Annotated in this window: 15 protein-coding genes, 1 tRNA gene and 1 pseudogene; 10 read left to right on the top strand and 7 right to left on the bottom strand. The window is 39.5% G+C overall.

What is annotated here, in order from left to right; all coding sequences use genetic code 11:
* Positions 1-22: 22 nt before the first annotated feature.
* Complete coding sequence (locus SFRI_RS13790; RefSeq protein WP_011638127.1) at positions 23-979, bottom strand: AAA family ATPase; 957 nt, start codon at positions 977-979, stop codon at positions 23-25.
* Positions 980-1228: 249 nt separating this feature from the next.
* Between SFRI_RS13790 and fadI the strand changes: the two genes are divergently transcribed.
* A complete protein-coding gene (gene fadI, locus SFRI_RS13785; protein WP_011638126.1) occupies positions 1229-2539 on the top strand; it encodes an acetyl-CoA C-acyltransferase FadI in 1311 nt (436 codons plus the stop codon).
* A gap of 5 nt (positions 2540-2544) precedes the next feature.
* Positions 2545-4671, top strand: a complete 2127-nt coding sequence (gene fadJ, locus SFRI_RS13780; protein ID WP_041413635.1) for a fatty acid oxidation complex subunit alpha FadJ — start codon at positions 2545-2547, stop codon at positions 4669-4671.
* A gap of 763 nt (positions 4672-5434) precedes the next feature.
* Here the strand turns inward: fadJ and SFRI_RS21045 are convergent.
* The 3 genes from SFRI_RS21045 to SFRI_RS13760 all read right to left on the bottom strand — a co-directional run bounded on the left by SFRI_RS21045 (position 5435) and on the right by SFRI_RS13760 (position 13731).
* Positions 5435-6316 carry a hypothetical protein gene (locus SFRI_RS21045; RefSeq protein ID WP_011638122.1) on the bottom strand — a complete coding sequence of 294 codons (882 nt, stop codon included), beginning with the start codon at positions 6314-6316 and terminating at the stop codon, positions 5435-5437.
* 22 nt (positions 6317-6338) lie between these two features.
* Positions 6339-10694, bottom strand: coding sequence for an EAL domain-containing protein (locus tag SFRI_RS13765; RefSeq protein WP_011638121.1), 4356 nt, complete (start codon positions 10692-10694; stop codon positions 6339-6341).
* A 247-nt stretch (positions 10695-10941) separates the two neighbouring features.
* Complete coding sequence (locus SFRI_RS13760) at positions 10942-13731, bottom strand: insulinase family protein (protein WP_011638120.1); 2790 nt, start codon at positions 13729-13731, stop codon at positions 10942-10944.
* Positions 13732-13919: 188 nt separating this feature from the next.
* Here SFRI_RS13760 and sixA point away from each other — a divergent pair, with 188 nt between their 5' ends.
* Positions 13920-14393: a phosphohistidine phosphatase SixA gene (gene sixA / locus SFRI_RS13755; RefSeq protein WP_011638119.1), complete on the top strand. Its 474-nt coding sequence runs from the start codon at positions 13920-13922 to the stop codon at positions 14391-14393.
* A 92-nt stretch (positions 14394-14485) separates the two neighbouring features.
* Here sixA and smrB read toward each other — a convergent pair whose 3' ends face one another.
* Positions 14486-15013, bottom strand: a complete 528-nt coding sequence (smrB, locus tag SFRI_RS13750; protein WP_011638118.1) for an endonuclease SmrB — start codon at positions 15011-15013, stop codon at positions 14486-14488.
* Positions 15014-15092: 79 nt separating this feature from the next.
* On the opposite strand from smrB, the gene prmB reads away from it, so the two are divergent.
* The 7 genes from prmB to SFRI_RS13715 all read left to right on the top strand — a co-directional run bounded on the left by prmB (position 15093) and on the right by SFRI_RS13715 (position 21174).
* Entirely contained in the window at positions 15093-16037 is a 945-nt protein-coding gene (gene prmB, locus SFRI_RS13745) for a 50S ribosomal protein L3 N(5)-glutamine methyltransferase (protein WP_011638117.1), read from the top strand.
* Positions 16038-16093: 56 nt separating this feature from the next.
* Positions 16094-17188: a chorismate synthase gene (gene aroC, locus SFRI_RS13740; protein ID WP_011638116.1), complete on the top strand. Its 1095-nt coding sequence runs from the start codon at positions 16094-16096 to the stop codon at positions 17186-17188.
* Entirely contained in the window at positions 17188-18360 is a 1173-nt protein-coding gene (locus SFRI_RS13735; protein ID WP_011638115.1) for an MFS transporter, read from the top strand. Before aroC ends, SFRI_RS13735 begins: the two co-directional genes overlap by 1 nt.
* 70 nt (positions 18361-18430) lie before the next feature.
* Positions 18431-19582 carry an ATP-NAD kinase family protein gene (locus SFRI_RS13730; protein ID WP_011638114.1) on the top strand — a complete coding sequence of 384 codons (1152 nt, stop codon included), beginning with the start codon at positions 18431-18433 and terminating at the stop codon, positions 19580-19582.
* Between the two features lie 3 nt (positions 19583-19585).
* On the top strand, positions 19586-19864 hold the full coding sequence (locus tag SFRI_RS13725) for a YfcL family protein (protein WP_011638113.1): 279 nt from the start codon (positions 19586-19588) through the stop codon (positions 19862-19864).
* A 23-nt stretch (positions 19865-19887) separates the two neighbouring features.
* Positions 19888-20430 carry an RNA methyltransferase gene (locus tag SFRI_RS13720; RefSeq protein ID WP_011638112.1) on the top strand — a complete coding sequence of 181 codons (543 nt, stop codon included), beginning with the start codon at positions 19888-19890 and terminating at the stop codon, positions 20428-20430.
* A gap of 381 nt (positions 20431-20811) precedes the next feature.
* Entirely contained in the window at positions 20812-21174 is a 363-nt protein-coding gene (locus SFRI_RS13715) for a rhodanese-like domain-containing protein (RefSeq protein ID WP_011638111.1), read from the top strand.
* A 390-nt stretch (positions 21175-21564) separates the two neighbouring features.
* Here the strand turns inward: SFRI_RS13715 and SFRI_RS13710 are convergent.
* Positions 21565-21640, bottom strand: a tRNA-Met gene (locus SFRI_RS13710).
* Between the two features lie 188 nt (positions 21641-21828).
* Positions 21829-21924 (bottom strand): annotated as a pseudogene (locus SFRI_RS21545).
* Between the last annotated feature and the right edge of the window lie 38 nt (positions 21925-21962).

Below are 21962 nucleotides of genomic sequence, written 5' to 3'. Positions count from 1 at the left end.
ATAGGTGCTGGCGCTGCAACATTTACGGTACGGCAACTTGACTAAGAATGTGATCAATCACCTGATCTGCCGTAACACCTTCCGCTTGCGCTTGATAACTGAGTAACAAACGGTGACGTAACACATTAGGCGCAACAGCTTGAATGTCTTCTGGTGATACAAAGTCGCGCTCATATAACCAAGCACGCGCTCTGGCGCAGCGTTCTAATGAAATCGTGGCCCGAGGACTTACACCATATTCAAGCCATTTAGCTAAATCAGCACTGTAGCGAGCAGGTTGTCGAGTCGCCATCACAATTTCAACGATGTATTTCTCCAACGGTTCAGCTAAGTAAATATCTAATGCCTGATCTCTTGCTGCAAACACATCGGCTTGTGCGACGGGGTCTATCGTGGGCAACTGATGTGTTTTGGCCTCTTTACGCGATTGTCGTAAGATTTCGACTTCGGTTTCTGCGCTAGGATAATCGAGGTTTAAGTGCATTAAAAAACGATCTAATTGCGCCTCTGGCAGTGGGTAAGTCCCTTCGTTTTCTAGCGGATTCTGTGTTGCCATCACTAAAAATAGTGGCGGTAAAGGATAACTATTTTTACCCACGGTAACTTGGCCTTCAGCCATTGCTTCTAAAAGCGCTGACTGAACCTTAGCTGGGGCACGGTTAATTTCATCTGCTAGGATTAGATTATGGAAAATTGGCCCTGCTTCAAATTCGAATGTCCCCGTTTGCTGACGATAAATATCAGTACCGGTTAAATCGGCTGGCAGTAAATCGGGAGTGAATTGAATACGATGAAACTCGCCTTCCACTCCATCACATAATGCTTTCACTGCACGGGTTTTGGCTAAACCAGGAGGACCTTCAACCAATAAATGTCCGTTTGCGATAAGTGCTATCAGCAAGTTTTCAGTTAATACGGGTTGACCTAAGACAACATTATCTAAATAGGTGCGTAGTGAGTGGAAACGACTTAACGGCATAGCTGTACTCAATTTATTTAGTTGGCATTGGGATTATTACACCCTATGTTATGAATTCTATTGGTTTTTGGCTAGTAGGATTAACACAATTTAACTCTTTATGAAGTAGATAGTTGTAAACGCCTGTTTAAAACTATTCAATAAAAAGTTAGAATCAGATCACACTTTGATGGTCTGACCAGATTGTCTGGCAAAAATAGAAACTTACCGGCGGTGCCGAGATAAGCTAACAATAATAGAGGGTGACACATGAGTGATAGACAACAAGTAACAAATTCCCGGGGTGAGCGCATTGCGATTGTTGCCGGTTTAAGAACACCATTTGCAAAACAAGCAACAGCCTTTCATGGCGTATCCGCGCTAGATATGGGCAAAATGGTGGTTAATGAGTTGCTGTCTCGCTCTGAAATCGACCCTCAGTTAATTGAACAACTTGTTTACGGCCAAGTTGTACAAATGCCTGCGGCACCCAATATTGCCCGTGAAATTGTACTTGGCACTGGAATGAATGTATCAACAGATGCTTATTCTGTTACCCGCGCCTGTGCAACCAGTTTTCAGTCGGCGGTTAACGTAGCTGAATCAATTATGACCGGCAATATTGAAATCGGCCTAGCGGGTGGTTCAGATTCGTCTTCAGTATTACCTATTGGGGTATCCAAAAAGCTTGCACATGCTTTAGTCGATTTAAATAAAGCACGTACTTTTAAGCAGAAATTTGCGATTGCACGTCGTTTAGGCTTGAAAGACTTAATGCCAGTACCGCCTGCGGTTGCTGAGTATTCAACCGGTTTGTCTATGGGGCAAACCGCCGAACAAATGGCTAAGACATACAATATTAGCCGTGCAGATCAAGATGCGTTAGCACACCGTTCGCATACATTGGCGACCGAAACATGGAACTCAGGTCATCTTCGCAATGAAGTCATGACAGCTCATATTCCGCCATATAAACAATTCATTGACCGTGACAACAATATCCGTGAAAACTCTGTATTAGAGTCTTACGCCAAGTTACGTCCCGCATTTGATCGCAAGCACGGTACCGTTACTGCCGCCAACAGTACGCCATTAACTGATGGTGCTTCAGCCATTATTTTAATGAGTGAAGGTCGCGCTAAAGCTCTAGGTTATCAACCTATTGGTTACATCAAGAGTTATGCGTTTACGGCTATCGATGTATGGCAAGACATGTTAATGGGGCCTTCGTATGCTACGCCATTAGCATTGAAACGTGCTGGAATGGAATTAGAAGATTTAACGCTGATTGAAATGCACGAAGCATTTGCTGCACAAACATTGGCAAATATGCAGATGTTTGGTTCTAAAAAGTTTGCTGAAGAAAAATTAGGTCGTAACCGCGCAATTGGCGAAATCGACATGAGTAAGTTTAACGTACTGGGTGGCTCTTTGGCTTATGGTCATCCTTTTGCAGCAACCGGTACGCGTTTGATTACCCAAGTGTGTAATGAACTTAAGCGTCGTGGTGGTGGTACTGGTTTAGCAACTGCTTGTGCTGCAGGTGGTTTAGGTGCAGCAATGATTTTGGAGGTGGAGTAATGAGCATGGAAAAAACATTTAATTTAGCTCGTCGTGACGATGGTATTGCCATTTTAACAATGGACGTTCCTGGCGAAACCATGAACACCTTAAAAGAGCAATTTGGCCCTGAAATCAGTGAAATATTAACTGAAATCAAAGCTGACAGCAGTATCAAAGGTCTCGTTGTTATTTCAGGTAAAGCAGATTCGTTTGTTGCCGGTGCCGACATTACCATGTTAGCTGCTTGTAAGAATGAAGAGCAAGCCAAAACATTGTCACAACAAGGGCATGTGGTTTTTGCTGAGCTTGAAGGATTATCTATTCCAGTTGTTGCCGCGATCAACGGTGCTTGTTTAGGTGGTGGTTTAGAGTTAGCGCTAGCGTGTCATTTACGCGTATGCAGTGACGATAAAAAAACCATGCTAGGTGTGCCAGAAGTGCAACTGGGTTTATTGCCTGGTGGTGGCGGTACTCAACGTTTGCCTCGTTTAGTGGGTATTACAACTGCTCTTGATATGATGTTAACGGGTAAACAAATTCGTCCTAAGCAAGCGTTAAAAATGGGTTTAGTGAATGATGTTGTGCCTAACTCAATTTTGCTTGAAACTGCGGTTGAGCTAGCGAAAAAAGGTAAACAGGCCGCAAAGCCTGTCGTGCAATCTAAAATTAATCAATTTTTAGAATCAACTTCGTTTACTCGCGATATTATTTTTGATCAAGCGCGTAAGCAAGTATTAAAGAAAACCCAAGGTAATTATCCTGCACCGGCTAAAATCATCGATTGTGTTCGTCAAGGTATGAATAAAGGCATGGTGAAAGGGCTTGAGGTTGAAGCGACTCATTTTGCTAATTTGGTGATGTCGAAAGAGTCGGCAGCATTACGTAGCTTGTTTTTTGCCACCACAGAAATGAAAAAAGAAACTGGTGCTGAAGGCGCTGTGCCACGTAAAGTTAAAAAAGTAATGGTATTAGGCGGTGGCTTAATGGGCGGTGGTATTGCGTCTGTAACAACCACTAAAGCTAAAATTCCAGCGCGTGTAAAAGACATTTCAGAGCAGGGATTAAGTAACGCACTATCATATGCTTACAAGCTGCTAGATAAAGGCGTTAAGCGTCGTCATATGACACCTATAGCGCGTGACAATATTATGGCATTAATGACAACGACGACAGAATATACTGGCATTAAAGATGCCGATATCGTTGTTGAAGCGGTATTTGAAGATTTAGCGCTTAAACATAAAATGGTTCAAGATGTTGAGCGTGAATGTGGTGAGAACACCATTTTTGCTTCTAATACGTCTTCATTACCTATTGGTCAGATTGCTGCTGCGGCAAGTCGTCCTGAAAATGTGATTGGTTTACATTACTTCTCTCCGGTAGAAAAAATGCCATTAGTTGAAGTGATTGCCCATAAAACCACATCACCAGAAACGATTGCTACCACAGTGGCGTTTGCACGCAAGCAAGGTAAGACACCTATTGTGGTTCAAGACGGTGCTGGTTTTTATGTTAACCGTATTCTTGCCCTGTATATGAACGAAGCTGCGCAATTATTACTAGAAGGTCAGCGTATTGAGCATCTAGATCGCGCATTAGTGAAGTTTGGTTTCCCTGTGGGACCGATGACTTTGCTTGATGAAGTGGGCATTGACGTCGGTGCTAAAATTTCGCCGATTTTAGAAAAAGAACTTGGCGATCGTTTTAAAGCGCCTGCAGCTTTTGACAAGTTATTGGCCGATGACCGTAAGGGTCGTAAAAATGGCAAAGGTTTCTATCAATACGGACCTAAAGCTAAAAAAGCCAAATTGGTTGATGAATCCGTTTACAAGGTTCTCGATATCTTAATCGCTTCAGATAAAGAAGCAAAAGGTGTGGCAGAGCGTTGTACGATTCAGATGCTCAATGAGGCTGTTCGTTGTCTTGAAGAGGGCATTATTGCCTCGGCAAGAGATGGTGACATCGGTGCTATATTCGGTATCGGCTTTCCGCCATTCTTAGGTGGTCCATTCCGTTATATCGACACCTTAGGTGCAAGTAATTTAGTCGCGACTTTACAAGGTTATCAATCACTGTACGGAGACCGTTTCGCACCGTGCGATACGTTAGTCAAAATGGCTAGCGATGGCAGCCAATTTTATAAAAAGTAACCCTAGTGTTTATTATTGATAACCTTTTAGTTATCAAGTTGTAAAAAAGCGGCAATATATTGCCGCTTTTTTATTTAATGAAGGTATACTTTTGCCTGATTTTTAATCAGCTATATACTTCCTTACGGTATAATACCCGTTGTTTAGTATGGTAAGTTAAGGATGACAGCGTAAACGATGAGGATGATATTTCGCTATTAAACTGTAATAGTTTCGATCTTATGGCGTTAACATGATTAGTTGCGAGTCAAAGATGAGTCGTAATGATGTATAGGTAGGGATTACGTTAGCTGAGTTATTTGGAGTCAACGATAATGCAGTTCAGTTGGTTATTCATGCTTGTTTTATTGAGTATTAGTAGTGGTTTTTTATTTGGTTTCGCAGCTTATAAGCATGGATTAGCAGTAAAGCGGTGGGGATGTGTCGGTTGTATATTAGGTCCACTGACTTACCCATTGTTTAGTACTCACAAACGCTTGGCTGATATGAAAGTACGGCGACATGGCCGTTTTAGAATAGAAGGCTAAATTCATTTTAGTTTGCTATATCAAAATTCAAATTCAAATTCAAAACAACAAAAAAGGAGCTTATGCTCCTTTTTTTATGGCTGATGGTTAATCATCAGTATCTAACAAATTACTTCCACCAAGCTCTGGCTTGGATAACTTCAAGGTGATTTAAACCTTCAGGCAATTTTACTTTTTTACGAGCTGGTTTTGCTAAACCAAGTGCTATTTTTAGAGAAGTAAACATAGGGCACTCCTTAAGCTGTTTGGGTGTCTAAGACTTTGATTGCTGGAATACCGGCAGTTTGACTGTCCAGAACTTTAATTGCTGGAATACCGGCAGTTTGACTGTCCAGAACTTTAATTGCTGGAATACCGGCAGTTTGACTGTCCAGAACTTTAATTGCTGGAATACCGGCAGTTTGACTGTCCAGAACTTTAATTGCTGGAATACCGGCAGTTTGACTGTCCAGAACTTTAATTGCTGGAATACCGGCAGTTTGACTGTCCAGAACTTTAATTGCTGGAATACCGGCAGTTTGACTGTCCAGAACTTTAATTGCTGGAATACCGGCAGTTTGACTGTCCAGAACTTTGATTGCTGGAATGCCGGCAGTTTGAGAGTCTAGAACTTTGATTGCTGGAATACCGGCTGTTTGACTGTCCAGAACTTTGATTGCTGGAATACCGGCTGTTTGACTGTCCAGAACTTTGATTGCTGGAATGCCGGCTGTTTGAGTATCCAGAACTTTGATTGCTGGAATGCCGGCTGTTTGAGTATCCAGAACTTTGATTGCTGGAATGCCGGCTGTTTGAGTATCCAGAACTTTGATTGCTGGAATGCCGGCTGTTTGAGTATCCAGAACTTTGATTGCTGGAATGCCAGCTGTTTGAGAGTCTAGAACTTTGATTGCTGGAATACCGGCTGTTTGAGTATCCAGAACTTTGATTGCTGGAATACCGGTTATCTGATTCTCATCTCCATTTGCCATAGTAACGCTACCGATAGATAATGCCGATAAAACTGCTACTGTAATCATTCCTTTAATCATTTTAATCTCTCTTATATTTAGTAATTGAAGCTCAGGGTTAAATAACAATATTATTTTGACAACTGAACTTGTATTAGCATTTGTCATGCCAAATATAAGAGGTAAATATTTATTTTTTCATTAAGGTACTGTTTAATGCTTCAAATTTAACTTTGTCTGCAGTGAGCATTAACTCAAAGTCAGCTTCTCTAATAGGCTTGCTATAAATATAACCTTGAATTTCCTCACAATTAAGTGCTTTTAATATATTGAGTTGTGCGGTTTGTTCTACGCCTTCACCTACCACTGTCAGTCCCATATTGTGGGCTATAGTAATAATAGAATCGACCATTTTCAGATCTCGGTCAGATTTATCTATGTCATCTACGAAAGTTTTATCAATTTTTAAGCAATTAATGGGGAATCGTTTTAGATACGATAAAGAGGAATAACCTGTCCCAAAGTCGTCAAGAGCAAGGCTTACGCCCATTTTCGCCAATTGTTGCATCACTTTAATGGCTTGTTCGGGATCTTTAATGACAGTCCCTTCAGTGATTTCAAGCTCTAAGTGTTTAGCCGGTAATTTTGTCAGTCGTAAAATTGACTCTATTCGTTGCTGTAAATCGGGCAGAGCAAATTGTCTTGACGATAAATTGACAGCAACACGACCACTAAACAATCCTAGCTCAAGCCATTTCTGCGCAGCAAAACACGCTTTTCGCAAGACGACATCACCAATTTCAACGATCAAACCATTTTCTTCGGCAAGGGGGATAAATTCATTCGGTCCAATCAGGCCTAATTTAGGATGATTTAATCTCACTAATGCTTCCATTCCGTTAAGACGATCTTTCTTAACGTCGATTTTGGGTTGATAATAAACTTCAAACAAATCGTCTTTGAGTGCTTCTCTGATTAAGCTTTCTATTTCGAGTTGACGTAAAGCATTTTGGTTTAATGACTCTGAATAGAACTGATAACGGTTACCACCACCAGATTTAGCGTGATACATAGCAATATCCGCTTTGCGTAACAATGCTTGCTCGTTTTGTTCATCTTCAGGATAAAGCACTATGCCGATACTAATACCGAGTACGAGTGAGTCATTATTAAGAGTGAAAGCTGGTTTTAGACAATTTATTACTTGTGTAGCAATGGCTGCACATGACCCTATGTCTGGGTGTTGATCGACGAGTAAAGCGAATTCATCACCGCCTAGACGGTATAAGCTGGCATGTTTTGGAATTGCTAACTTAATACGTTCTGCAACACCAATTAATAAGTCATCACCAATTTGATGGCCTAATGAGTCATTAATACGTTTGAAATTATCTAAATCAAGCACCATTAGGGTGTGATGAACATCTTTTTTAACCAAGTTACTCAGTGTCACTTGCAAACTAGACCTATTGGGTAAACCAGTAAGTAAGTCATTATTGGTGAGTTTTCTGAGCTCTTCTTCTTGCTGCTTACGACGGGTGATATCGGAAAATACGCCAACATAATGACTGGTTTCACCTTGTTCATTGTATATAGCGTCAATGGTCAGTTCCATTAAGAAATAGCTATCTTTACCTTTACTCGCTTCAATTTCGCCGCTCCAACGACCTTGCTGCTTTAACAAGTTTCTTATTTGTTCAGAATAACTGGCGGGATAACGACTGAAATGGAGTATTTCATTCGCAAATTTTTCTTTTGTTGAAGCTGCTAGTTCGCAACAGGCATTATTGACTTCAACAAACTGATATTTCTCATTGAGAATAAACATCCCTTCAGAAATATTTTCAATTGCTCTAGCGAATAAACGAAGTTGTTCTTCTGCTTGCTTAATATTATTGATGTCTTTAATGGTGCCCGTCATTCGAAGCGGGACATCTTTTTGATCGCGTTCAACTATCTTGGCTCTGTCTAAAATCCAAACCCACTGTTGATTACGTGCTTTAACGCGATAAGCTATTTCGAAGTGATCGGTAATGGCATTGAAATGATCATTTAGCGCCCTTGTCACACGATCTCTATCGAGAGGGTGGATATTACTTTCTTCATCAGGATTACCCGAGCGACGACCGTCTTGAGGGAAGTCTAAAGAGCCCCAGATATTAGAACGGTAGATTTTGCCACTTTCAATATCCCAGTCCCACATTTCATCGCCACTGCCCCATAAAGACAGTTTTAATCTTTCTTCACTTTGGGCTATTTGTTTTTGGATTTCTCGTCGACGAATGATTACTTTAAAAGATAAAATTATAAGGGATAATATAAATAGTCCATATACCAACTTTGCTTCTAAAGATAACCACCAAGGAGGTGTAACTAATATTTTTATACTTTTAACATCAGTTTTTTTACCTGACAGCCTATTTTCAGAATATAATTTAAAAGTATATTTTCCAGCTGATAAATTTGTATAAGTTACACTGTTATTTCCTTTCGTTGATAACCAGTTTTTTTCCAAGTCTTCTAAGTAATAAAAAAATTCAAAGTCATTATTATTCTTTCCTAAAATATTAAATTTGATTGTAAATGGATAGTCTGAATGTTTTAATGTGATTTCGTCTAGATTATTTATAGGTTTATTCAGGGTTTTCGAACCAATGTCGACGGGGCTATTAAATAAAAGGAAGTCAGTAAATTTTATTTTGTCAGGAGAGTTTTTAGATATTGCAGTTAATATTTTCTTAGGTTCTACTAGACTCAGTCCATCAGGTCCGCCAAATAATACAGACTTATTCATTACTAATAATGACTGAGTGTTATAGTCTTTTAAAACACCATTTTCAATATTAAGAGTGTGAGCGATACTTGTTTCTGTATCAATAATATAAACTTCTCTATTTGACGATGCAACAAGTATGTTGTCTATAAAAGCCATTGAATATATGAGTTTTTTTCTATTGAATATCACTTTGGGTTTGGTGGTTGTATTACTGTCCATCGAGTAAATAGCACTTCGAGTACCAAAATAGATTTTGTTTTTATTAACGACAATATTAAAGACTATATCATCATGGAAAACTTTTGTTATATTATTATTTTCCCATAAAAGTAAGCCTGCTTGAGATGCTATCCATAACTTAGAGCCTATTTTAATCATGTCATAGATCGGATAACTGAAGTTCGTATTTATTTCCTCTGTAATCTCACCAGTTGGTGACAGTACCTGTATTTCACCTTTAAAATTTGAGCTGTAGATTTTATTTTCACTTTTACTATATTTTATACTAACTATTAAATCATTATTTATTTTTCTTTCGATACCATTTTCTATATTTATTACATATAAACCAGATTTAGTACCTATAAATGCTATTTCATTGATCAACAATATCGATTTGGGTCCGTGAGGTAGTGATGTGTTAATTATGTTTTTTAAGATTACATTTTCATCATAAATATATATATTACTATCATCATTAACTAAATATATATTGTTTTTATATTTTGATGTTGACCATATGTTATCTGGGGTGCCTTTTATTTTTTTAACATAATTATTTTCGGGTGATATTTTTATAAATCCATCATTATAGTTAGAAATGTAAAAGTTTTCTTTATTGATGGATATGAATGATTTTATAAATTTTTCACCTTCAACTTGGATTTCACCGATAGACGTCCATTTTATTTGACTGTTGATAATTTCAATATTAAATATTTTGTTTTCATATAGTCCGATGATATTATTTTTGTTAGAAGAGTTAGTTGATAAATCAGTTAGTGTTAATTCAGATATTTTTTTTATTTCTTCATTGAGAACGAACAAACCTTGATCTGTTGCTGCAATTATGTTGTTGCGGAAAGAAATAATGTCATTAGATTTACTTAGTACTTTTTTAAGAGTGGTGATGTTTTTTTTAAAAATATCACCTTCATAATTTCTAATGTAAAAAATATCATCTAATTTAATGACATTTTTTATTTCTTTTAATTTTATATCTTCAAAAATGTAATTCTGGTCATTATTTTTTCCATAAGATATAAATTTACCATTCAAACCAATAAACATTTCACCATCTTGTTTTGATATTGACCAAATGGCTTGTTCACCAATTTGAGCTGAGATACTGTTTCTGGAGAATGATTCTGTTTCTTTATCAAATTGCACGAGACCTTTATCAGTCCCGATTTGCAGAACACCATTGTCATCGATAAGTAAATTACGAATAAAAGAGCTGGGTAGAGATTTTGCATTATCATCGGCATAGAATTGCTTGAATTCATTACCGTCGAAACGATTTAATCCATTGATAGTACCAACCCAAACGTAACCCTCTGGATCTTCTACTATGGCCGTTACTGTGTCCTGAGATAGACCATCAGCAACACCATAATTAGTGTAGTTTAGTAGTAGATCGAAATTTGATTCAGTGTCATCAGCTTCAATGGCCGTAGCGCCAAAACTAAAAATAAAATAAACACAGATAAAGAGTAAAATTTTAGGCATAGATTTATACTTATTCTCTTTTGATGCCGCAAAGAAGTTCATGAATTGTCTACTTTTTCAGAAAGCGGGGCCTTTGTCAAAAGCATGTTAACAAAAAAGGTGTGATTGATAGAATATTACACAATTATCGCTGTAAAATTTGTTTATAGTTATTTTTTAATCAATTAGTTATGTAATACCAAGGTTTTATTTGGTCGCTTGTACTGTTAACTTTGGTTGAGACATTTTGTTAACCAAATTATGATTCATTTAGCTTTATATTATTTAGACCTTTAAACGTCGATACTGATTAAAATTGAAATTTATCAGCTTGGTGTTTGAAGGTTTTTAAGTCGACTATCATGTTATCTGAACGTAAGCTTGTTTGACTGCGATGTTGTTCACCACTGTTAAACAATACTAAGCGGTCACAATCTCTGCTGCGCATGTGAGCCACCATAAACTTTATCAAGTGAGCTCTGGTGAGCTTTTCGACTTCCGCTACGACCATTTCACGTTGATTAAATCCATAATCGCGGTTTCCTAAGCTCACCCAATAACGTTGGCTGCGTGTTTTTAGGTTGGTATCGTGTTCCATAATTTGACTTATCATACCTTGCTTAGTGCTTTCCCATTGTTCATTGGTTATTTGCATAACGGCATAATTAAAGTCGGCAATGAACTCGTCGATTGCTTCGAGCAGTTGTCTTGGACCTGTAGTAGGGGACTGCACATAAAAAATCATCCCAGGATGTCGGTTTAACGGTAAATAACCTGTCCCAACCATGTAGCCTAATTGTTGTTTAGTGCGTAACTCATGAAAAAAGGTAGATGACATTGTATGGTTTAATAAACTGAATAACGCCACACGTTCTGGTGTTGCCATCCGAGATTGATAATAAACAATAATCGCACTATCTTGATGGGAAATGGCTTTTTCGCGAAGTAATGAACCTCTTTTATCGAGGTTAATAAGTTCACGGGAGGATTCTGCACTTGGTTTAGTGACTAATGACAATAGATGCTGCAAACGCTTGCCGAGTTGTTGCGCTTCTTCAACCAGCCAATCTCCGTATACCAAACCTTCGAGGTAAACCTTTTTGTAAAATGCGCTGACATGATTATGCAAATCATCAAGTGTTAGTAGCGTAAGTTCTTCAGCCATTCTTGCTGGCTCAAAACTTCTTTTTTGCAGCGACACCGTTAAACTAGTAAATAATTGTGATATTGGTTTAGCTTGAGCAACATTATTCCAACTGCGCAATATCTGATTTTTAATCATGTTAAAGCGCTGTTCGGTAAAGTTTCGCTCTCGGGCTTTGTTAATAATCAGAGTGAGGAGTTTTTCTTGGTTACCTGTAAAACCGGTTAAATGCAGGGTAATGCCGCCTTGGTGGGGGTAAATATTGTAGTTAAGGCCAGCAACCTCTGCTTGGTATGTTGGTTCTGTCAGATAATCGATAAGCATTTCAACGTACAGCCTTGTTAATGCTGCTTGTTTAGGGGTTGAGCTCGCTTGATCTGAGTCTAACGATAAGTATAAATGTCCTTTAGGAACATTGAATTCATCATCTTTTTTATGCCAAATACGGTAACCTTCACCTTCTGCAACAATAGTGGGTACAGGAGTATCGCTTTTGTCTGCCCGAGCTTGCGGGTTTGCGACAATAAACGGATTTCTTTCCGGAAGTTGAAGTGAATCTCTTACCGTCACGGAAGACCATTTTGCTATTTGTTGAGGTTGTAATGATCTCACTTGATATGGAGTGTCGTACCATTTAGCCTGAGTATCGACTTGCGATTCTTTTGCTACTGTAAGTAAGCGCATATTGGTTGTCGACATCATAGACAGTAGCTGTATTGTTTCATCTTCAAGCATTTCATCCATGCGATAGTCGCCATAAATAATGTCTTCAATATCGTAATGGTGCATGTTGATGCTGAGATGACTCGCTAAATCCAAGGTTTTGATTTGTTCTTGGAATCGAAACGCTGTGTCAAGTAAATTGGCTCGCTCTTGGTAACGCCAGGCTTGTACACCTCGCAGCTTAATCAGTTCAATGTATTCAAATACACAAGTTACCACTTCATCAAGCTCTGCAAATCCTTTGTCGGTTAATTGTATGCTGATTGAATAATCTTTGAAATTGTAACCATTAACCCCACCGCCAGCAGATAAGTTATTAGCGAGTCCCTGCACTTTTAAATAGGACAGTAAACTCCCCGGACTTTCATTACCGAGCAAATGGCTGATAAAGGTGAGTGGTTTACGCTTATAAAATTGATCTATCTCTGGCAGAGAAAAACAAATACTGACTCGCTTTTGATCTTTCAAAGGTACAATTTGTATATGCTTTTGTCGTTGGTCCTTCGTTATCATTGCTTCTTGAGGATAGTGTTTACTTACATTTCTATTAATAATATTTGAGAAATATTTTTTTACGATGGTGTCTAGCTCTGCAATAGGGCGTGGGGCGACAACACACAATGTCATGATATTGGCACTGTAATGTTGTTGATAAAAAGCCAGTAATTCATCCCGAATGTCTGCTTGTTTACCCGCTAAGGTTGTTTGGTTACCGACAGAGAACTTTGAAAATGGATGTTTTGGATTAACGGTTTCTTTTTGAACCTGGTAAACACGGCGAATATCATCTTTTAACTTTAAGCTAAATTCAGATTCGATTGCCTGCCTTTCACGATCAACTAACTCTAAGTCAAACTTTGGGGCAATGAAAAATTGGCTGAATCGGTCTAATGAACCTTCTAAGGATTCAGCATTAATACTATAGAAAAAGTTAGTTTGTTCTGTGCCTGTCCAAGCATTATTACTGCCACCATGTTGATTAATATAAGCGTGGTATTCACCTGAATCTGGATACTTCTCGGTGCCTAAAAATAACATGTGCTCAAGGAAGTGCGCCATACCAGGCCGTTCAACCGGATCGTCAAAATGACCAACACTCACAGCCATCGATGCGGCGGCTTGATTTGATTGCATGTCTTCAACCAATAACACTCGAAGTTGATTGTTCAACACTCGATATTGGTATTGGCGATGGTCATTTTGGCTTTTATAAACAGCTGGAAATTCAGGCAAGAGGAGACTCCAGAAAAGATAACTTGTTATATATTGATCTTGTTATTACTTTTTAGCAAATTACCTTAGCCTGTTTTATTCAATTATCGACTAAAGTTTATCTAAATATACCCAATTCTAGGTTTGTTGTTGTGCTGATTAACGCTACAATTGGTTAAGAATGATAATAAAAACATCACGAGAGAAGTATGCAGCTATTTTTGATGCGCCATGGTGAAGCGAGTTTTGATGCACTGTCAGATAGGGAACGAAAGTTAACTGATACAGGCCGTATTCAAACTGGTTATATGGCCAATTGGTTAGCAAAACAGGTCAGCCATTTTGATTTGGTGATTGTGAGTCCTTATTTACGTGCGCAGCAAACGTGGCAAGAAGTCAGTAAACATTTATCGGAACCCCGTAAGTGGTTAGTGCTTGATGATGTGACTCCCTCGGGTGATGCCAAAATGGCGATAGATGTTGTGTTGGCTTATGCCGATCAATATAAAGCAGATAAGGTATTGGTTATTGCACATATGCCTATTTTAGGTTTTATGGTTAGCGAGCTTGTGGCGGGGGTTGAGCCTCCTTTGTTTGCTACTTCTGCTGTGGCTCAAATAGACAAACATACCCAGAATGCGAGTTTTGTCGCAATGACGGCACCACATCAAGTTGTTGTGTAATAGCAATAGCGTGTTGAATAACACCAGTTTATAAAAAGGTAAGTGATTACTTACCTTGTTACCTTGTTACTGCCCGCGCTTATTTCCTCGAATTAACGTCGGTGAGGCAGCTCACCAATATCAATTAATACCAATAACGCTGCATCGCCGCCCCATTCTTTTGGCGCTTGGTGAAATGCTTTTACGTTAGGGTGTTGCGCTAACCACATTGGTGTTTGTTGTTTTAAAATCCCCATTCCGTAGCCGTGCATCACGCAGCAACAAATCGTGTTTTGCTTAACGCATGCTTGGATAAGTGCGGCTAATTCAAGTTTGGCTTCTGCTTGACGCATACCGTGTAAATCAAGCAACAGGTCAGGAGAATAGTCACCACGTCTTAAGCGCTTTAATTCATGCTTATCTGTGTTGGTATTAATCCAACGCATAGGGCCATCAACCGGCAGAAGCGGCTGATATGTATCCGAAAAATAGCTATCAGCATGGAGCTGCTGTTCTTTTATTTCGAACTGTTGTTTGGCTTTGACAGGCTGTTTAAAGTGGTGAGTATCTTGCCTTAGCGGTTTGATACCTTCGATTAATGCACTAAACAGCGATAAGTCTGGATAATTATCGTCTTTCATGGGCGTATTGTATTGAATTCTAGGTCATCTTAATAGACATCAGTTACAATAGCGCAGAACAATTTTTAAGGAGTGTGTTTTGGATAAGATCTTTGTAGATGAAGCTGTCACTGAGTTACGTACTATAGCTGATATGTTACGTTGGGCTGTCAGCCGTTTTAATGATGCCAATATTTATTATGGTCACGGAACGGATAATGCTTGGGACGAAGCCATTGCATTGGTTTTTGATGCTCTACACTTACCAGAAGATATCGGTCAGCAGGTTATTTTAAGTAATTTAACCAGCAGCGAAAAACATAAAATCGTTGAATTGATTATTCGCCGTGTACGTGAACGTTTACCAGTACCGTATTTGACCAATAAAGCCAAATTTGCAGGGCTTGAATTTTATGTAGATGAACGCGTACTTGTACCGCGTTCGCCGATTGCCGAAATGATTAATAATCAATTTAGCCCTTGGTTATACAACAAACCGGTTAATCGCATTTTGGATTTATGTACCGGTAGTGCCTGTATTGCCATTGCTTGTGCTTATGCGTTTGAAGATGCCGAAGTTGATGCATTAGATATTAGTGAGGACGCACTTGAAGTCGCGCAGATTAATATTGAGTCTTTGGGCGTGTTGGATCGTGTTTTCCCGATGCAATCCGATTTATTCTCGGCGATTCCCAAAGGCCAGCATTACGACTTAATTGTGTCTAACCCTCCATATGTAGATGCACAAGATATTGGTGATATGCCTGATGAGTATCATCACGAACCTGCTATTGGGTTAGCATCTGGCAATGATGGCTTAGACTTAACCAAGCGTATCTTAGCCAATGCAGCTGATTATTTAACAGAAACGGGTTTACTGGTTGTTGAAGTTGGTAATTCAATGGTTCATTTGATTGAGCAATATCCTGATATGCCGTTTACTTGGGTTGATTTTGAATTTGGCGGTGATGGCGTGTTTGTATTAACCCGTGATCAGCTAGTTGAAAATGAATCACTTTTCGCCATCTATAAAGATAGTGAATAATAACGACAAGAATCGCACTCAATGAAGTGAATAATTAATAGAGGTAGTTAACGCGCATGTCAGGAAATAGTATTGGTCAAAATTTTGTAGTTACAACATTTGGTGAAAGCCATGGTGTTGCTCTAGGTTGTATCATTGATGGTTGTCCTCCTGGACTGGAGTTAACTGTTGAAGATATGCAGCATGATTTAGACCGACGTCGTCCTGGCACGTCACGTTACACAACGGCACGCCGTGAAGCTGATGAAGTAAGAATTTTGTCAGGAGTGTTTGAAGGTAAAACCACGGGCACCTCTATTGGTTTGTTGATTGAGAATACCGATCAACGTAGCCAAGACTATTCAGATATTAAAGACACGTTTCGCCCTGGTCATGCAGATTATACCTACCAACAAAAGTATGGCATGCGTGATTACCGTGGCGGCGGGCGCTCGTCTGCACGCGAAACGGCAATGCGAGTTGCCGCTGGTGCGGTAGCAAAAAAATATCTCAAGCAAGTTCACGGCATTGAAATTCATGGATACCTTGCTCAGTTAGGACCTATTAGCGCTGACACTATTGATTTAACTCAAATTGAGCAAAATGCATTTTTCTTCCCTGATGCGAGTAAACTAGAAGCGTTAGATGAGTACATGCGTGGTTTACGTAAGTCTGGTGACTCAATAGGCGCCAAAATTACCGTTGCAGCTACTGGTGTTCCGGTGGGATTAGGCGAACCAGTATTTGATCGTCTTGATGCCGACATAGCGCATGCGTTAATGGGCATCAATGCAGTTAAAGGCGTTGAAATTGGTGATGGTTTTGGTGTTGTTACGCAAAAAGGTTCGCAAGGTCGTGATTTAATGTCACCACAAGGTTTTGCATCTAATCATGCTGGTGGTGTATTGGGTGGTATTTCATCTGGTCAACCTGTTGTGGCCCATATTGCGCTAAAACCTACTTCGAGCATTAGCGTACCAGGTCAAAGTATGACTGTGCAGGGCGAAACAATCGATATGATCACCAAAGGTCGTCATGATCCTTGCGTGGGTATTCGCGCAGTGCCTATTGCTGAAGCGATGTTAGCAATTGTATTGATGGATCACTTATTAAGACATCGTGCGCAAAACCAAGATGTTACTAGTCAAACACCCGTTATCGGAATGCGATAATGTCCTCATTGAAACGCGCTGAACCAGATTTACGCTGGCTCAGTGCCTGTTATTTCTTTTTCTTTTCTATTCTTGGCATCATGGTTCCCTATTTGGGGGTTTTCTTTGATAGCCGAGGTTTCAATGCCCAAGAGATAGGTTTTTTGTTGGCCATTTTAATGGCCACTCGAATTGTCGCGCCTAATGTATGGGCGGCTGTAGCCGATCGCACCGGTATGCGTTCAGAATTGATAAAACTTGGCTCCTTTGCTGCTGCGATTACCTACATCAGTTTTTTCTTTGATGGTAGCTTCATGTACCTTGCGGTTAGTTTGGCCATATATACTTTCTTTTGGAATTCCATTCTTGCTCAGTTAGAAGTGATTACGTTAGAAACTTTGGGTGATAAAGCAGAACGTTATGGTGCCATTCGGAGTTGGGGCAGTGTTGGCTATATTATTTTGGTGATAAGTGGTGGATTAGCGATTGATCACTGGGGTCCTGAAGTGTTGCCTTATATGGGAATGATATTGTTTTTAGGTTTGTTTGCTTGCTCATTACCTCTGCCTGCTAATCGCAGTGTTGTAGTCAATAAAGCTGAGCGTCCTAAACTGACATTTGATAAATCATTAGTGTGGTTTATGTTGTCTGCAATGTTACTGCAGATGAGTGTCGGACCATTTTATGGTTTTTTTGTATTGTATCTAAAGCAGGTTGGTTACTCTGAGACCATCGCTGGAATGTTAGTTGCTTTGGGTGTGCTAGCCGAAATTATTATTTTCTTTTATTCATCACGTCTTATTCGTCAATATGGTATTCGAGTATTGCTTGTGGTGAGCATTCTGTTAACCGCCGTTCGTTGGTTACTATTGGCTTTTGGTGTTGAACAGGTTTCCTTATTGGTTATCAGCCAACTATTGCATGCTTTCACTTTTGGTTTAGTCCATGCAGCATCAATCCACTTTATTCATCGTCATTTTTCCATCAGCCATCGAAGTACTGGTCAAGCACTATATGCCAGTGTCAGCTTTGGTGTGGGTGGCGCATTAGGCACGTGGATTAGTGGCATGATTTGGGGTGATGGTAGTAGCACTATGTGGGTGTGGATCTTTGCTGCCGCTTGTGCATTTTTGTCTATGATAGCGGTATTGCTTATCCCCAATATTAATGGCCAACCAGCGACTAATCCATAATTGGTTCAATAGATAATTTATTTACTTTTCATTTTTGACACAGAAGTTATGCTATCAGCAAGGAGTTAGTGTGAAACGTTTTCGCTTAGGTGTAATCATTAATCCATTAGCTGGACTCGGAGGCAGTGTTGCTTTAAAAGGTTCTGATGGTGTTGCCGTAGAAGCTATTGCAAAAGGGGCTATTCCCAAAGCACAGATACGAATGCAACAAGCTCTGAATGTGATTTTACCTTTCATCAAACAAATCGATATTATTACTGCATCTGGTGATATGGGCGGTAGCTTATGTCGTCAAATGGGCTTTTCGACTCAAGATATATATACCGCGTTAGAAACCACTTCAACTGAAACAACTGCAATAGACACTCAACAAGCGGTGAAATGCTTACTCGGTCATCAATTAGATTTGTTACTGTTTGCTGGTGGTGATGGTACTGCCCGTGATATTTATGCCGTGGTTGATGATTCATTTCCAGTGTTAGGCGTGCCAGCCGGTGTTAAAATTCACTCGGGTGTTTATGGCATAACCCCTCACGCTTCAGGGCTAGTTGTCAGTATGTTACTCAAAGGTGAGTTAGTGAGCTTAATGTCTGCCGATGTCATGGATATCGATGAGATCGCGTTTAGGCAGGGGATTGTAAAAGCGAAACGATTTGGTGAAATGACGGTTCCTGCTGCGCCACGATATATACAAGCAGTGAAAATGGGTGGTAAAGAAGTTGATGAATTAGTGTTGGCCGATATTGCCGCAGATGTGATTGAATCGATGGACGATGAGCTTTATATCATGGGTTCAGGTAGCACAGTAGCGGCAGTAATGGAGGACCTTGGTTTAGAAAATACTTTGCTTGGTGTCGATGTTATTCAGCATAAAAGCGTGATTGCTAAGGATGTTACCGCACAACAATTACTCGCATTTATCGCCGATAAAAAAAGGTATTCTAGTGTCAAATTAGTGATTACCTTAATCGGTGGGCAAGGGCATATATTGGGTCGTGGCAATCAGCAGTTGTCACCGGAACTGATCCGGCAGCTAGAAAAAGACAATATTTTAATCCTAGCCACAAAAACTAAACTAAAAGCACTTGAAGGTAGACCATTAATTGTGGATAGTGGCGACCCTGAATTAGATAAAGCGCTTACTGGCTATTACAAAATAGTCACGGGTTACCATGATTACGTGATGTATAAAGTAGCCAACCCAGATTTAGTGGAGAATTAGAACATGTTAGAACAGTACGATGCTGCATTAGAGTCTTGGATTGAAGACAGTGTTACTCACAGCGACGATGATGCATTGTTTGCTTGTGGTTATTTACAAGGCCATGTAGCCGTTGTATTAGCCGAGCTAGAAGTCGAACCTGAACAAGATTTAGCCGCGCTTGACCAAAAGTTGGTTAAATGCCTTGCGTTGGCAAATGAAGAATTAGATGAACATGATTTTTCATTAGTGGAAGCTGCATGGCAGCAGTTACGTCAACGTATTGTCGCTCAAGCGGCATAACTTGGAATAGATAAACAGCTTTTATGGTAAATTCTCCTTTTCAGCAAGTTACTATTGGTTTAGTTAACCCAAAAACGCCGGTCAATGTTGGCGGCATTATGCGAGCTGCAGGTTGTTACAATGTCGATAATGTTTGCTATACAGGCAAACGCTACGAATTAGCGGCTAAGTCGGGTGATGCCCAATACGATGTGGACACTAAAGATGCAGCCAAGCGTATCCCTTTAGTTGGCGTTGAGTCACTACTTGATAGTGTGCCTGATGGCGCAACGATAATATGTGTTGATCTTGTTGTTGGGGCGACGCCGTTGCCTTTATTTATTCATCCAGATAATGCCTTTTATATTTTCGGTCCGGAAGATGGCACCATTCCACAGCAATTAATTGATGCTGCTGATGATGTTGTGTATGTACCTACTGTCGGGTGTATGAATTTAGCCGCATCTGTGAATGTTTTGCTTTATGACCGTTTAGCTAAAACGAGCCAACTTAAAGCCGATGATGAATTGATTAAGCAAAGCCGAGACAATAATAATCGCACTAAAGTGAAACACTGGTTGAAGTAACTTTTTTAAGCATACAAAAGAATGCCGGATGAGAAATCATCTGGCATTTTTATTGATGTGTTGTAGCGCAAAATCGTCGACAACAGTGACTGTAAATACAGCAAGCCAGTGCTGCATGATCGCATAGTTAATATAATGCTGCTGTTTCTTGATTGTTGTTTAATGTCAGATTTCAAGTCGGTAATATAAATAGTGGATCAAAGCTTGATGAAACGACTTGTGTGGTAGACATTAGAGATAGGAAAGGCAATCGCCATTCATGATGATGTTTTCCATAAAAAGTTAACTAGCCAATATTTAGCTTTATGGCTTGGCAATGACCGCTTCTGAATCAAGCTTTGTTAGGCAAACACATTAAAAATCAATGTTAGGAATTCATAGATGTCGATATTAACCAAAATGTGTCAATGGTTACCGTTTGGTAAGGTACCTGAAATGCATGCTCAAGGCGTATATAAAAGACTCCAGAAAAATGATGTTCAGATTATTGATGTGCGCTCAAAAATGGAATGGGACAGGTCACATATAGAAGGCTCGATAAATCTGCCTATCACGTCGCTTTCTATTGATGCGATAAAGCAGCTTGAATTATCACCAGAGATAACAACTGTCGTGATATGTCTCTCTGCACATCGCAGTATCCCTGGGGTTAGAAAACTTAAACAGTTTGGATTTACTGATGTATATCAACTTGAAGGTGGGATGCTGAGTTGGTGGAAATTATCGCTACCAACATCAAAATAACGCACTAGAAAGAGACTCAACTGATGACGTTAATATTTTGGGGGCTGGGGATATAAATGTCGTCTGGGCTCATAACAGTTTTTATTTTTTGAGTCCGGCGAGTGACACTAATCATTTCATACTCTCTGGACGAGCTATACAAATTAATTAAGATGTGAGATTGAGGTTAAAATATAAAAATAGGGGCACGATAAAGATATAGTTCTAGGTGCAGATAATTAAAGCAGGGAAATTACAAGGAAAGGTATAACAATAGAAAATGGTTACGGGAGTAGGACTTGATAAAAATCTACGACCTTCGACTCTTTGTTTATAAAAGCTGAGTCCAACGAGTAAGAAATTGATTTTATGATGAGATTTTAGGTAAAAGAAGACATTACGAATATAAAATGGTTGCGGGAGTAGGACTTGAACCTACGACCTTCGGGTTATGAGCCCGACGAGCTACCAACTGCTCCATCCCGCGTCCGATAAAACGCTATCAATTATTTTTATTCTATTGATTAAAGAAATGGTTGCGGGAGTAGGACTTGATAAAAAACTACGACCTTCGACTCTTTATTTATAAAAAGCTAAGCCCGACAAGTTATCTACTGCTCTATCCTGCGTCCGATAAAACGCTACCAATTATTTTTATTCTATTGACTAAAGAAATGGTTGCGGGAGTAGGACTTGATAAAAAACTACGACCTTCGACTCTTTATTTATAAAAAGCTGAGCTCGACAAGTTATCAACTGCTCTATCCTGCGTCCGATAAAACGCTATCAATTATTTTTATTCTATTGAC

Source organism: Shewanella frigidimarina NCIMB 400, assembly GCF_000014705.1.
In the GTDB taxonomy this organism is placed as follows: Bacteria; Pseudomonadota; Gammaproteobacteria; order Enterobacterales; family Shewanellaceae; genus Shewanella; species Shewanella frigidimarina.
This window is presented reverse-complemented; position numbering and strand designations above follow the sequence as displayed.

Excerpts from the sequence above, each read along its gene's own strand:
- aroC (WP_011638116.1), top strand. The coding sequence starts at position 16,094 with ATGTCAGGAAATAGTATTGGTCAAAATTTTGTAGTTACAACATTTGGT.
- SFRI_RS13715 (WP_011638111.1), top strand. The coding sequence starts at position 20,812 with ATGTCGATATTAACCAAAATGTGTCAATGGTTACCGTTTGGTAAGGTA.
- SFRI_RS21045 (WP_011638122.1), bottom strand. The coding sequence starts at position 6,316 with ATGACAAATGCTAATACAAGTTCAGTTGTCAAAATAATATTGTTATTT.
- SFRI_RS13765 (WP_011638121.1), bottom strand. The coding sequence starts at position 10,694 with ATGAACTTCTTTGCGGCATCAAAAGAGAATAAGTATAAATCTATGCCT.
- SFRI_RS13790 (WP_011638127.1), bottom strand. The coding sequence starts at position 979 with ATGCCGTTAAGTCGTTTCCACTCACTACGCACCTATTTAGATAATGTT.
- SFRI_RS13720 (WP_011638112.1), top strand. The coding sequence starts at position 19,888 with ATGGTAAATTCTCCTTTTCAGCAAGTTACTATTGGTTTAGTTAACCCA.
- fadI (WP_011638126.1), top strand. The coding sequence starts at position 1,229 with ATGAGTGATAGACAACAAGTAACAAATTCCCGGGGTGAGCGCATTGCG.
- SFRI_RS13735 (WP_011638115.1), top strand. The coding sequence starts at position 17,188 with ATGTCCTCATTGAAACGCGCTGAACCAGATTTACGCTGGCTCAGTGCC.
- SFRI_RS13725 (WP_011638113.1), top strand. The coding sequence starts at position 19,586 with ATGTTAGAACAGTACGATGCTGCATTAGAGTCTTGGATTGAAGACAGT.
- sixA (WP_011638119.1), top strand. The coding sequence starts at position 13,920 with ATGCAGCTATTTTTGATGCGCCATGGTGAAGCGAGTTTTGATGCACTG.
- smrB (WP_011638118.1), bottom strand. The coding sequence starts at position 15,013 with ATGAAAGACGATAATTATCCAGACTTATCGCTGTTTAGTGCATTAATC.
- fadJ (WP_041413635.1), top strand. The coding sequence starts at position 2,545 with ATGGAAAAAACATTTAATTTAGCTCGTCGTGACGATGGTATTGCCATT.